The organism is Neoalteromonas flava, assembly GCF_002807685.1.
GTDB lineage: Bacteria > Pseudomonadota > Gammaproteobacteria > Enterobacterales > Alteromonadaceae > Alteromonas_E > Alteromonas_E flava.
On record NZ_PEAX01000002.1, the window covers coordinates 461,184 to 474,051 of the forward strand.

Below are 12,868 nucleotides of genomic sequence, written 5' to 3' on the forward strand. Positions count from 1 at the left end.
ATTAATCTTCCGTTTTGATCCCTGCGCGATTGAGTAAAAACTGCGTCAGCAAGGGTACCGGACGACCTGTGGCCCCTTTATCCTTGCCGGATTGCCATGCAGTACCCGCGATGTCCATATGCGCCCAATTGTATTTTTTAGTAAAGCGCGATAAGAAACAAGCCGCCGTAATAGTACCGGCAGGACGCCCACCTAAGTTTGTCATGTCTGCAAACGGGCTCTCAATCTGTTCTTGATACTCATCCCAAAGCGGTAAACGCCATGCGCGGTCGGCGCTTTGTTCAGATGCGTTAACTAACTCGTGAGCCAATGGATTATGCGGGCTCATTACGCCAGTTGCGTGTTTGCCGAGAGCAATGACGCAAGCGCCAGTCAACGTAGCAATGTCAATCACCGTATCCGGAGAGAAGCGTTCAACATAGGTTAGTGCGTCACACAATACCAAACGCCCTTCAGCATCAGTATTTAATACTTCGACGGTTTGCCCTGACATGGTTGTCAAAATGTCACCCGGGCGATAGGAACGCCCATCTGGCATATTTTCACAACCAGCCAATACACCAATAACGTTCAACGGCAGGTTTAGCTCAGCCACGGTATGCATTACACCAAACACTGATGCAGCACCACACATGTCGTACTTCATCTCATCCATACCATCACCAGGCTTAAGTGAAATGCCACCGCTGTCGAAGGTTAACCCTTTACCTACTAAGACAATCGGTGCCGCATCTGGATCACCGCCTTGGTGGTGCAGAATACTCATCATAGATTCATTCTCAGAACCACGCCCCACTGCAAGATACGTATGCATTCCGAGCGCTTCCATTTGTGCCTCGTCAACTTTTTCAGCAGTAAGGCTCGGGTATTGTTCAGCCAAAGCTTCAGCCTGTTGCCATAAGTATGCGGGATTACAAATATTTGGCGGCATATTTGCTACATCACGTGCAGAACTGCTACCCGTCGCAACCGCGAGCCCGTGCGCGAGTGCGCGCTCACCGATAGGCAATTCTTTGCGAGTTGGAACGTTAAATACAATCTTACGCAGTGGCCTGCGTGGCTCACCCTTCTTACTCTTTAAATTAAGGAAGGTATACAACGAGTCCTGCGTAGCTTCTACCGCTTGTCTGATTTTCCAGTAAACATCACGACCTTTAACATGCAGATCGGAAAGATAACAAACCGCCTCCATTGAACCCGTTTCGTTCAAGGTACGAATGGTTTTCGCAATAATTTGTTTGTACTGACGCTCATCTAACTCACGCTCTTTACCGCACCCAACCAACAGCACTCGTTCACTAAGCACGTTGGGGACATGGTGCAAGAGCAGCATTTGCCCGGCTTTACCTTCAAGATCACCGCGGCGTAATAAACTACTGATGTAGCCCTGACTAATTTCATCCAGTTGCTCAGCGACTGGGCTTAGGCGACGCGGCTCATACACGCCCACCACGATACAGGCACTGCGTTGCTTTTCGGGGCTACCACTTTTTACACTAAATTCCATAATAATCTCTCGTTCAACAATCCACATTACGCCTTTGAAACTGTCAATTTTATATAATTTGAATTAACCTTAGGCTGTTGGTTGTGATTTAATACGCGGGCAATTGAATGCGTTATTGTATGACCGCTGGTCGACAAAACTTGTCAAAACACTGAGTTTACTGAAATCTGTGACTTCTTTCATCAAAAATCCAAGTTTTCGTGTATCTAACTGATGTTGATTTTCCGTTATTTACTTAAAGAGAGCCTCAAGTCTCAACTCGCCATATTTTTCGTACTAATGGCAATTTTTATTACCTTGCGGTTCGTGCGCGTGCTTGGCGATGCCTCTGACGGTGATATTCCCGCTAGTTTAGTGGTCGGGTTTCTTGCCCTGTACAGTCCAGTTCTCGCCTCGCTTGTACTTCCCATCAGTGTATTTTTAGGCATCATGCTCGCCTATGGCCGTCTGTACGTAGATAGTGAGATGACTGTAATGAAAGCCTGTGGGATCAGCGAGTGGTATGTTACTCGAGTGATGTTAGTGCTGTCTGTGCTAATGATGGCGATTACAGCAGTTATCACCTTGTGGATAGCGCCTCTATCAGCTGAAAGTGAGTACCAACTTCGCGATAAAGCCGCTTCAGAAGCGGGCATTGCAGCGATTATTCCTGGTAGATTTCAACAAACCGGTAATGATAAGGCCGTCATTTTCGTACACGAAGTTGACTCCGAAGATGGCAAACCACTCAAGCGCATCTTTCTGTCTCAGCACAAACAAGTGGACGGCGGTAAACCACAAGTTCATGTGGTCTATGCTGATGCGGGTAGCATTAATGTCACTCCTAGCGGTGCACAAAACCTGATATTAAACGAAGGCAATCAATACGAAGGAAATGTGGAGCAAAATAACTACCGCATTGTCGCTTTTGATGAGTACCAAATTCAGATCAGTGAACAAGCCCCTACTGAGTCAAACCGTAAGATGGTTGCTGTCCCTACATTAGATTTGCTACAAGATGGTTCGATTGAAGCTATTGCTGAACTACAGTGGCGGATTGCGATCCCTCTGTCCTTACCTTTCTTAGTGTTAATTGCCGTGCCGCTGTCATCGGTTGATCCTCGTCAGGGTCGATTTGGCAAAATGTTTCCTGCCATCTTGCTATACCTTGGGTACTTTCTGTTACTGCTGGCCAGTCGGCGCGTACTTGAAGACGGTAAGATCCCTGTACAAATCGGATTGTGGTGGGTACATGGCGTCATGTTGATCATAGGGATAACGCTGATTGCCCGAGAGCGTAAAACTGGCACCAAACTGCGTTCAATGCTGTGGAGGCGCAGCTGATGTTTCGTATTCTCGATTGGTATATTGCGCGCACCTTACTCGGCACAGTGTCAATAACCCTGTCTGTTTTGCTTGGCTTAAGCGCACTGATCAAGTTTGTTGAGCAGTTACGGAAAATTGGTGAAGGCGAATATGACATGACCATTGCATTGGTTTATGTACTTCTAAGCCTACCTCGTGATCTTGAGCAGTTTTTCCCCATGGCTACTTTGCTTGGTGGACTGATTGGCATGGGGTTACTCGCAAGTAATTCAGAGTTGGTCGTCATGCAAGCCGCTGGACAAAGCCGCTGGAATATTATTAGTTCGGCAATGAAATCATGTGTGGTAATGATCCTCGTAGTGATGTCAGTGGGTGAATTTGTAACGCCAGCCAGCGAAGCAAAAGCCAAAGAAATTCGTACAGAAGCGATTTCTGGCGGTAGTTTATTTTCGTCGGACCAGCTGGTTTGGGCTAAAGACGGCGATAATTTTGTTAGCATCGGTCAGGTGGTTTCACGCGATTTACTGCGTGATGTGAGTATTTATTGGTTTGATGGGTCAGCCAACTTACGCCAATTAACCTATGCCAAAGAAGCGATCTACCAACAAGAGCGTTGGCAGCTGTTAAACGTTAACCACACCTATTTTAGTGAACAGCGCATCCAACAAGAAAGTGTCGCGGCATTGGATTGGTCGTCTACATTGACGCCTGATAAACTTGGCGTGGTAGCCGTAAAACCCGAGGCTCTGTCGATCCGAGGATTACTCGACTACGTCACCTACCTCAACAATAATGCGCAAGATCCTGCACGCTATGAATTAGCGCTGTGGCGTAAAATTATGCAGCCTGTATCGGTTTCAGTCATGCTACTGATGGCATTGAGCTTTATTTTTGGACCGTTACGCAGCGTAACTATGGGCGCTCGCGTGATCATGGGCGTACTTACTGGGTTTGCGTTTTTTATTACCAATGAAGTTTTTGGACCATTGAGTCTCGTCTATCAACTACCACCCGCGATTGGCGCACTATTACCGAGTGTAGTATTTGTCGCAATTGCTGCCCTGCTGCTGCGGCGATAGAGCAGCCTAGCGCCAAGATTTATGATCATTCTGCAGCTTACTAAGTTGCACGACCTCAATACCGGAAACGCGGTCTTGCAATGCCAGTTTATGGCGAAAATCCAATAAAACCAGCAGCGTTCCGATTCCGCCTAAAGAGGAGATTAAACGCACTAACAGGCGTCCGTACCCGACAGGTTTTTCATTCATTGCGTACAACCGTAATCGCCATGCGCGCATCCCCAGCGTTTGCCCTCCGTGCTTCCAAAACCACAAAAAGAAGCCGATTACCCAAAGCAAAACCCAAGCTTGTACGAGGGACTTGTACAGCAGTGATTCTTGCATAAATTCATTAAACGGCTGCTCAATGTCATTCGCAATGACACCGTTCTGATACAAAATAAGAAGAATTATTATAATAACTAATGCAGCGCACATTCCCACAGCTACAGCAACTAACACATCGTAGACCATTGCTGCTAAACGCTTAAAGAAACCCGCTCGGGGTAAGTTGTCACTGGTTGCGGACACGTTAAACATCCCTCGACGAAATTTTGCCATAGCATGGCAAAACTCAGCGTCGCTTACCAGCCCACAATCCCGAAAATGGTCAACAATTAAGCATTCGCACCGGATTTTACAAAATCGCTTGCGTGGAAATTACAGCTGGTTATAATGCGCAGCCTGAAGTCGTTCATAGCATCACTTCAGCGGTATGGTTACCAATGCCAGAGTGGCGAAATTGGTAGACGCAGCGGATTCAAAATCCGCCGCCCGTGAGGGTGTGCCGGTTCAAGTCCGGCCTCTGGTACCAAACCATAAAATAACCGACGCAAGTCGGTTTTTTTGTGTGCGACGCAAGCACACCCTATGGCGTGCCGGCCGCATGACCGGTAAATCAAGTCCGGCCTCTGGTACCAAACCATAAAACAACCGACGCAAGTCGGTTTTTTTGTGCTCGACGCAAGCACACCCTATGGCGTGCCGGCCGCATGAGTGTTGCTTCAATTAGTTCAGCTGCCATCATAGACTACAAATTTATTTCTGCCGCCTGTTTTCGCGGCGTACATAGCCTTATCAGCGTGGAGGTACATAGTATGACTACAGTCAGCGTCGCTCGGAAATATACTAATGCCTATGCTCAGACCGATTACACAGGGCTTACCGCCGACTTTGTGAGGGAATCTAAACGCGTTTAAAATTTTTCTTGCTACCCGTTCACAGTCGCCTATTTTAATTATTTCAGTGAGTAAAATCACAAACTCATCACCGCCATGTCTACTGACAGTATCACTACCTCGGACACATGAAATGAGTCGCTGCGCGACCGACTTTAACAACTGATCACCTGCGTCATGCCCCATTGTATCGTTAATACCTTTAAAATCGTCCAAATCAATAAACATCAAACAAACGTAATAGTTATGCCTAATTGCTAAACTGACAGCTAAATTTAACCGAGCCATCAACAGCGTTCGATTAGGCAGGTCAGTAAGCCAGTCGTAATTCGCTTGATGATGCAGTTGCATGTAACTTCTATCAACCTTACGCATTACCATTACCGCACCGTTTCCGCGCTTCAAATTATCCTCTAAAGAGCTGACAGAGCTTATAACCGGAGTATGTTCTCCACTGTCATTGATCAGGTTTGCGTTGAAATTACGAGAATGTGCTGACTCTGCAGAAAGCAGCGACTCTAATGTCGGAAAACTTTCAACTCTCTCTCCTTCCGTACCGAGCTCGACTATCGACGTTATTGGCTTGTCCAGCATCTGACACTTTTTCAAACCGATTAAATGCTCAGCGGCGCGGTTTAGGTAAGTCATGTTGCCATGATTGTCACAACTTATTACCGCTTCGGGCATCGCAGCAAGTATAGCTTTTTCCTTGTGAATAACACTGCGTCTCGGTGATTTATTGGGCAGCACCGAAACATACTGAAGATATTTAGCCCACAATTTAAATGTTGTTACCGCGCACTTTGGACATAGCAAAAAGCTTACTGGAACAAGCTGCAATAAGGTTCGTGGAAAAGCCTCTGCAATCGAGTAAGTCAGCGATTCAGTGACTTCATGTTCCTCGTGTGCAACCACAAGTAACTTGACGTGATACGTAAAAATAACCGGTAACACGTGTGCTATTTTCTGCACGGTAACTAATCGTGCTCCGGGAATAAACGGTTCTATCCCACGGCACAGGCTATCAGCGTTTTCTTGATCGTTAATCACGAGTAGAATATCAATGTCTCGTTTCATTTCCAAAAGCACTCCTGAATAAACTCGCGAGAAAAAGCGTTTTGAGCTCTGGCAAGATTCACTTCCACGCTTCAGTATTTACTTAATTAATAGAAGTGTCTGTGCGCTAGCGCACAGACAATCATTAGGAAACCATATACGCTTTTTGTATTGTCCAAATAAAAAGTGTGTAGGAAGAATGTATGACCCAATTAAAAAATAGCTCGCTTAACACTCGCCATGTTATACACATTTATCTGAATCAAAATGAGGTTCGATGTGAAGCAATAAGCCCCTATTGGCCAAAAACATTTGTTCAAAACACGCAGGATAGGCTGAACAACACAGCCCTGATTAATGAAAATAAAACAGCGGATAAATCCATTGGTTAGTCTCAAGCCTGATACTTTAAAAACAAACTCCATAATAAAGGTCAAGTAATTTGGTCAAGTAAGTGTTGTAATGAACGCAAAGTACAACGGTTAACGTGAAATGGTTAATGAGAAGGTATGTAAAAATCCATCTGAGAATAAATTACTTAATACATTCTCTGACGTCAGTAAGGCTAGACTTTTTCCACGACTCAAACTCGTCAAGTTACCGTTAGGTAAAGTTTTGTTTGAAGCTGGACAAAATGAGTCGGTGGTCTATTTCCCAATCGATAGCATCGTGTCATTGGTTTCTGTAATGCAAAATGGCTCATCAGCAGAAATTTCTGTGGTAGGAAAAGACGGTTTGGTTGGCATTGCCGTTTTTATGGGCGGTGAAAGCATGCTAAATCGTGCCATCGTACAAAGTGCTGGTTTTGCATACCAGTTATCCGCGGCGTCATTGTTTTATGAATTTAATAATGACCAAGCAACTCGCACAGTTTTATTAATCTATACACAGGGTCTTATCGCCCAAATGGCTCAAACAGCGGTATGCAACCGGCATCATTCTATTGATCAACAACTCTGCCGTTGGATACTCATGTCTCTGGATCGTTTATCAGATAATAGCTTGGTTATGACCCAGGAGTTGATCGCCAACATGCTTGGAGTCAGGCGTGAAGGAGTATCCGAGGCAGCCAGTAAACTGCAAAGATTAGGTGTCATCTCTTACCGTCGCGGCCACATCACTGTGCTTGATAGAAAAAAGTTAACCTCGCTGTGTTGTGAATGTTATGCAACTGTCAGAAACGAAACAGATAGGCTTGAAGGGTTTTAAAAAATTTTATCTCGGTACGTCATCTAACCGGTTTAAAGCCGCAGCTTTATTAACGCTTCTTTTATGCGCCCACATTATTCGAACCTTATTGTCGTGCTTCTAATAAATATTCATATCTTGTGACGGCGTATCCAAGGCTTAAGCAAGGCGCTGAAGTAACAACCTAAAGTACTAACAGTAAGTCATCGGGGTTCACCTGTTACTGTCTTATAGCATAGAGAGTTCTGCTGAGAGTTTCGGTGGAACGCGTGAACATTAAGAGGACTTATCCGCATGCAAATCAAGCACCGGGTCAGCGCATATTTGGCAGAACGCAGAGGACAACCGGAGCAACTGCCACAATCGCCTATTGATTGGGTGACACATCCTGTGCATCGTTTTATCAAGATTGAATCAGCCGCTGGATTTATATTACTTTTTTTTACGGTATCTGCACTTTTCCTGGCCAACTCCCCACTCAGCAAAGATTTTTCAGAGGTGTGGCAAGTTCCACTCGGAATTAGGATTGGATCATTTAATGTCGAGCATACGTTACATAGCTGGATAAACGACGCCGTAATGACCCTATTTTTCTTTCTCATAGCACTCGAACTAAAGAGAGAGTTGGTTTTGGGAGAGCTGCGCAACGCTAAACTTGCCATGCTATCTGTGTCTGGTGCAGTCGGAGGAATGGTTGTGCCGGCTTGCATCTATCTTTCGTTTGGGCTGGAGGGTAGTGCTCAGCATGGATGGGGCACGGTTATGGCCACAGACACCGCATTTGTCATTGGTTGTCTGGCCCTCTTTGGAAAACGCCTCCCCAAGAGCTTACGTGTATTCATGCTATCACTGGCTATTGTTGATGATCTGGGGGCAATCATTGTTGTTGCGCTTGGTTATGGCGAGGGAATCGATCTGTTGTTTATTGGTTTTGCTATAGCTGGCTTTATTTTTGTAAGGCTAATGTCATTGCTTGGCATCCGGAGTTTATTATTATTTTTTGTCATTGGGGCTTGCCTTTGGGTCCTAGTCGACGCATCAGGAATTCATCCAACGGTTACCGGAGTTGTGCTTGGTTTGATGACACCAACAACCAGATGGGTTACTGATGAACGTTTACATGATATTTTAGCTTCGGTTTGGACTGATTCCGCAAAAAGCGGTGAAATTCATAGCCCCCATCATTCAACATTACTACACACAATGGAAGCCGCCGCTCGAGAGGCTTTGTCTCCAGTTGAACGCCTTGAACATATTCTACACCCATGGGTCGGATTCGTAGTGATGCCATTATTTGCCTTCTCTAACGCGGGCATTCCAATAGAATTAAGTGATATGTCTATTGCAATTGTTGGTGCTGTATTCTTAGGCTTTATCATCGGTAAGCCCGTTGGAATTTGTGTTTTTATTTGGCTAGCTTTGCGAGCTGGGCTTGCAGAACGGCCGCCGGATCTATCCTGGGGATTACTTATTGCAAGTGGTATGCTTGCAGGAATCGGATTTACCATGGCAATTTTTATTGCCAATCTTGCGTTTTCCCCTAATGACCTGAACGCAGCAAAACTCGGAATCCTCTCCGCGTCACTATTTTCCTCCGTGGTGGGCACAGCTCTGTTACTATTTGCCATTAAGAAAAACACAGTGCCAGTCACGCCATCAGTTTTAAACTAAGGAAAAATCCATGACAATTGTACAATATATAAACAATGAAACGTTTTAAAATCGTACATAAAACGGTTTATGACTACGCTAAAACTGTTCAGCTACAGCCGCATGCACTGAGGCTCCGCTCTCGTGAAGGTCATGATCATCATATTGAATCATTTCAGTTAACCATAAGCCCGCAAGCAAGTCTAAAGTGGCATAGAGATGTAGAAGGTAATTCAGTAGCCACAGCCGCATTCTCCGAGCCGACTCAGTGTTTAAAGATCAAGAGTGAAACGATTGTGCAAAAATATGACGTATTGCCGCATGATTTTTTAATCGCGGACTTCGCTGTGTCATATCCTTTTGCATATCCCGCAGAGGATAGAAAAACGCTGTCTCCTTATTTGAGTGAAGATAATTACACGTGTTATGAAGCATTGAAAAACTGGGTGCATGTTGTATGGGACGAAAAGAGGCCGTTCCAAACTTTTGAGCTACTTCTTTTGATCAACCAACAAATTTATCAATCTATTGGTTATAAAGAGGCATTCTGCATTACATCATCACTTTTGGTGTTTTTAAATGGGGGGCAACCTCATTGGCGTTGTTTCTTATTTTCTCCCACCATTCGATCACGTTGAAAAGTGTAGACCCGGTTTTTCATATTTTAAGAACGACTTTTATCTGGTTTTTTTTAGCGGTAATTTATGGATTTTTGTCTTGGTTTGGGACACTTTCTTCGTACCAAGCATACAAATCAGCACAAGGCAGATAATCCTCCGACTAGTGTTGTGCGGGTTGGAAATAACTAGGATCAACTGAGTCGTCACGATAAAGATCAAACTCAGTAGTACGCATACGGAAAGTTTCAGGTTCTATCCACCTGCCCTCTGAGCCTAACTGTCAATCAATAAAACGCTTGCAATCTGGCGCACAATTTTGCCAAATACGATGGTGCTTAGGCACAATCATCATGCGGCAGTGTAGTAGTGAATGTAAAAAATTTTCCTGTCTGTTTTCAGACCTCCAGCAAAAAGAACTGGGCATTTTCATTGTTATGCCTAGGTGGCTTTTTGTTGTTATCTTCATTCTCGCACGCCCAACCAGTTCTGACTTTGAACGATCAGACAGCACTAACAGTAGGTAAATACATTACCTATTTTCAGGAAACTGATCAGCGATTGTCACTGAATGAAGCGACCAAGCGATTTGAACAGGGCAAGGGCAAAGTCGGCACTGGTTCTTCAATCTCACTTGGAATTAGTGTCGCTCCCGTGTGGCTCAAAATAGTTATTAATAATCCTGAGGCGAAAGAAAACGAATACCGTCTTAGCGTTGAAACCCCTTGGCTTGACCATATTGATGCATGGATAGTGCAAGACGGCAAAGCTTTCCAGCATATTGTTGGAGGTGATGCTGTACCTTTTCACGAACGCCCGATGCAATACCGTTTTTTTGCCTTTGAGACGGTCCTTCCTGAAGGGACATCTGTAATCTATTTGCGCATAGAAACGATTGGCCCGATGGCTTTGCCAATCCGGATCTCTGAGGCTGAGTTGGCCACCCAACGAGATATTTCAACCGGTTATCAGTACGGATTTTTATATGGGTTGATGATTGCGTTAGCGCTTTACAACGCGATTATTTATTACAATATCCGGCGCAAAGAGTTTGGCCTTTATGCCGCATACCTAATTGGTTTTGTGATTAATAGTCTTTCGTATACCGGTCAATTGCATACCTGGTTTACACCTCATTGGGGCGCTTATTTTCAAGATTGGTTAGATATTTTCCTCATGATCACCTATTCGATTGCCGGATTACATTTTGCTCGCGTTCTGCTCAATACTAAGACCTACGCGCCAAGACTCGACAAACTCACTGTCGCTGTAACGGTGAGCATACCTGCGGGCATGCTGCTTGGAGCGCTGTTTAATAACTTAACAATGGCTTTAATCTTGGCATTTATTCTAAATACTAGTTTTGTTTTCTTATTTGTTGCTATTGGTTTTCAAGCATACAAACACAAGATTAAGGCGGCGAAGCTCTTTTTGTTGTGCTCATTGACCGCGGCGGCCTGTATTTGCATATCAACCGGCGCTGTTGCTGGTTTGGTGCCTTATAATGATGTCACATTCAAATTAATCGAAGTTGGAATGTCGTTTGAGGCAATATGTTTGGCATTTTTATTAGCGCAACGCTTCCGTGAGGCAGAAATTGCGAAACAACTAGCTCAACAGTACGCGCGTGTTGATAGTTTAACGGGTGTGTACAATCGACGAGGCTTCGAGCAAGTCACACAAAAACTTTGGTTGCAGCATGTCAGGCAGAAACACGATGTCGCGGTGATAATCGTCGATATCGACTACTTCAAAAAAATCAACGATCAATATGGTCATAGTGCAGGCGACGAAGTCCTGCGGTCAGTTGCGGAAATTTTGCAGTTAGGGATAAGAAAAAGTGATCTCTTAACACGCTGGGGTGGAGAGGAGTTTCTGATCCTACTGCCGGAAACAAGTCAAACTCAAGCACTTAAAGTAGCAGAGACTCTACGCAGCTCCATTGCTGCTATGCAAGTACTAACGGAAGAAGCATCAATAAGCCTTACTGCAAGCCTTGGTGTAAGCGGCACTGTGCAAGGCAAATACGGTACTGCTGAACTAACTGAAACTAACCTTGAACAAATGATCCACCAGGCTGACATGGCACTTTACGCGGCAAAGGAAAGCGGAAGAGACTCTGTCAAAAGTGCAGAGAACTGAACTCTAGTTGTCTACGCCAAACATTAAACGCGAATTCAGCGTCGTTATTAACTCTGGTGGAATGTCATTATTTTTGAGTATCAGTTTTTTACGCTGACTTAAATCAAGGCCCTGATAACGGTCTTTGAAGTACCGTTCAAAAATAAGCATAAATTTCTGTTCTTGGATAAGATGATCAACCCCGCGCTGTAGCGAAGCCTTAAGCTCTGGTGACTTTTCCGAAACAAAGAGCAAATAATAGCTGGGGTATACCAGGGCTAAATACGGCTCAATTATAATTCCCTGCTCTTTTACTTTTTGTTGTTCATACTGAATCGTCATAGCAGAGCGGGGAAAGTAATCAGCCACTTTCAGGCCGATAGCACGGATCATATTGTCGTAATCGAGTTCTCGATTCACCGATAATCCATTACTCAATAAGACTGCAGTGTCGGACCAAGACTCATGTTGCAGTCCCATTAACTGCGCAAGATCGTCAAGTGAGTTCACTGCCGCAAAACGCTGTTGATTGTCATTATGTATTAATAATAGACGAATACCATGCAGGCCCTGATAAAGCGGTAGAGTTATGTAAGAAAACGAATTGACATATTCATGAGTCGCCGGCATCCAAGTCAAATCAATCTGTGCATTCTCCCCCATCAGCAGCATGGTGCGTTTAACGTTGGTTGGGAAAGGATAATATTCAAAAGAAACCGTTTGTCCTTGAGTTTTTAGCGCTTGTTCTACCAACTCTTCAACATAGCGATTGCGAGAATTGCGATTGGGTGAGTGTGGCATTACCAAGTTGTAATGGGAAACCGCTTGATCAGTGGCGCTAAGCGCATAGACATGCGCCGAACCCACACCGTAAGCAAGTATGAGCCACATACCGATTAATAAAATTCTTAAGTACTCAGTAAAAAGCATCGTTATCCCGAAAATTACCACTTAGTTGCACAAGCAACCTCCAATTTACAGGCGACTTTTGCGATTATTATCTATAGGTATAGCTGATGCTTTGATCTCAAGCAAAAAATCCACCATTAGACATGGCAAATTTATTGGCCAATAAATGCATGGATGACAAAAAATCAAATTCCGACCATGCGATAAAAACAAAAACGACGCCCAGAATAAAATCCAAGCGCCGTAGTATAGAAAAGACTGATGTCGTTTTAGTAACGT

Annotated in this window: 10 protein-coding genes and 1 tRNA gene; 7 read left to right on the forward strand and 4 right to left on the reverse strand. The window is 44.5% G+C overall.

All coding sequences use genetic code 11. The features are described 5' to 3' along the window. Position 1: 1 nt before the first annotated feature. Positions 2-1,507 carry a leucyl aminopeptidase gene (pepA, locus tag CSH92_RS05930; RefSeq protein WP_100656742.1) on the reverse strand — a complete coding sequence of 502 codons (1,506 nt, stop codon included), beginning with the start codon at positions 1,505-1,507 and terminating at the stop codon, positions 2-4. A 213-nt stretch (positions 1,508-1,720) separates the two neighbouring features. On the opposite strand from pepA, the gene lptF reads away from it, so the two are divergent. Together lptF and lptG are read left to right on the forward strand one after the other, a co-directional pair. Next, complete coding sequence (lptF, locus tag CSH92_RS05935; RefSeq protein ID WP_100656686.1) at positions 1,721-2,830, forward strand: LPS export ABC transporter permease LptF; 1,110 nt, start codon at positions 1,721-1,723, stop codon at positions 2,828-2,830. Next, the gene (gene lptG, locus CSH92_RS05940; protein ID WP_100656687.1) at positions 2,830-3,891 is read left to right on the forward strand and encodes an LPS export ABC transporter permease LptG; all 1,062 of its coding nucleotides are present in this window, start codon (positions 2,830-2,832) and stop codon (positions 3,889-3,891) included. The genes lptF and lptG overlap by 1 nt, the downstream gene beginning before the upstream one ends. 6 nt (positions 3,892-3,897) lie before the next feature. Here lptG and CSH92_RS05945 read toward each other — a convergent pair whose 3' ends face one another. Continuing rightward, positions 3,898-4,401, reverse strand: a complete 504-nt coding sequence (locus CSH92_RS05945; RefSeq protein ID WP_420807494.1) for an RDD family protein — start codon at positions 4,399-4,401, stop codon at positions 3,898-3,900. A 196-nt stretch (positions 4,402-4,597) separates the two neighbouring features. Here CSH92_RS05945 and CSH92_RS05950 point away from each other — a divergent pair. Then, a tRNA-Leu gene (locus CSH92_RS05950) sits at positions 4,598-4,684 on the forward strand. Between the two features lie 199 nt (positions 4,685-4,883). On the opposite strand, the gene CSH92_RS05955 is transcribed toward CSH92_RS05950, so the two are convergent. Continuing rightward, on the reverse strand, positions 4,884-6,125 hold the full coding sequence (locus CSH92_RS05955) for a diguanylate cyclase domain-containing protein (protein WP_100656688.1): 1,242 nt from the start codon (positions 6,123-6,125) through the stop codon (positions 4,884-4,886). Positions 6,126-6,596: 471 nt separating this feature from the next. Between CSH92_RS05955 and CSH92_RS05965 the strand changes: the two genes are divergently transcribed. The 4 genes from CSH92_RS05965 to CSH92_RS05980 all read left to right on the forward strand — a co-directional run bounded on the left by CSH92_RS05965 (position 6,597) and on the right by CSH92_RS05980 (position 11,701). Beyond that, positions 6,597-7,313, forward strand: a complete 717-nt coding sequence (locus CSH92_RS05965; RefSeq protein ID WP_100656690.1) for a Crp/Fnr family transcriptional regulator — start codon at positions 6,597-6,599, stop codon at positions 7,311-7,313. 273 nt (positions 7,314-7,586) lie between these two features. Then, positions 7,587-8,963 (forward strand): Na+/H+ antiporter NhaA, encoded by a 1,377-nt coding sequence (nhaA, locus tag CSH92_RS05970; RefSeq protein ID WP_100656691.1) that lies wholly within the window; start codon positions 7,587-7,589, stop codon positions 8,961-8,963. A 35-nt stretch (positions 8,964-8,998) separates the two neighbouring features. Further along, on the forward strand, positions 8,999-9,580 hold the full coding sequence (locus CSH92_RS05975; protein ID WP_100656692.1) for a transglutaminase N-terminal domain-containing protein: 582 nt from the start codon (positions 8,999-9,001) through the stop codon (positions 9,578-9,580). A gap of 474 nt (positions 9,581-10,054) precedes the next feature. Beyond that, positions 10,055-11,701, forward strand: coding sequence for a sensor domain-containing diguanylate cyclase (locus CSH92_RS05980; RefSeq protein ID WP_164084664.1), 1,647 nt, complete (start codon positions 10,055-10,057; stop codon positions 11,699-11,701). 3 nt (positions 11,702-11,704) lie between these two features. On the opposite strand, the gene CSH92_RS05985 is transcribed toward CSH92_RS05980, so the two are convergent. Beyond that, positions 11,705-12,610, reverse strand: a complete 906-nt coding sequence (locus tag CSH92_RS05985) for a transporter substrate-binding domain-containing protein (RefSeq protein WP_100656694.1) — start codon at positions 12,608-12,610, stop codon at positions 11,705-11,707. Positions 12,611-12,868 lie beyond the last annotated feature (258 nt).

Bases quoted from the DNA above. Each gene is read 5' to 3' on its own strand.
- lptF (WP_100656686.1), top strand. From the start codon at position 1,721: ATGTTGATTTTCCGTTATTTACTTAAAGAGAGCCTCAAGTCTCAACTC.
- nhaA (WP_100656691.1), top strand. From the start codon at position 7,587: ATGCAAATCAAGCACCGGGTCAGCGCATATTTGGCAGAACGCAGAGGA.
- lptG (WP_100656687.1), top strand. From the start codon at position 2,830: ATGTTTCGTATTCTCGATTGGTATATTGCGCGCACCTTACTCGGCACA.
- pepA (WP_100656742.1), bottom strand. From the start codon at position 1,507: ATGGAATTTAGTGTAAAAAGTGGTAGCCCCGAAAAGCAACGCAGTGCC.
- CSH92_RS05975 (WP_100656692.1), top strand. From the start codon at position 8,999: ATGAAACGTTTTAAAATCGTACATAAAACGGTTTATGACTACGCTAAA.
- CSH92_RS05955 (WP_100656688.1), bottom strand. From the start codon at position 6,125: ATGAAACGAGACATTGATATTCTACTCGTGATTAACGATCAAGAAAAC.
- CSH92_RS05965 (WP_100656690.1), top strand. From the start codon at position 6,597: ATGGTTAATGAGAAGGTATGTAAAAATCCATCTGAGAATAAATTACTT.
- CSH92_RS05985 (WP_100656694.1), bottom strand. From the start codon at position 12,610: ATGCTTTTTACTGAGTACTTAAGAATTTTATTAATCGGTATGTGGCTC.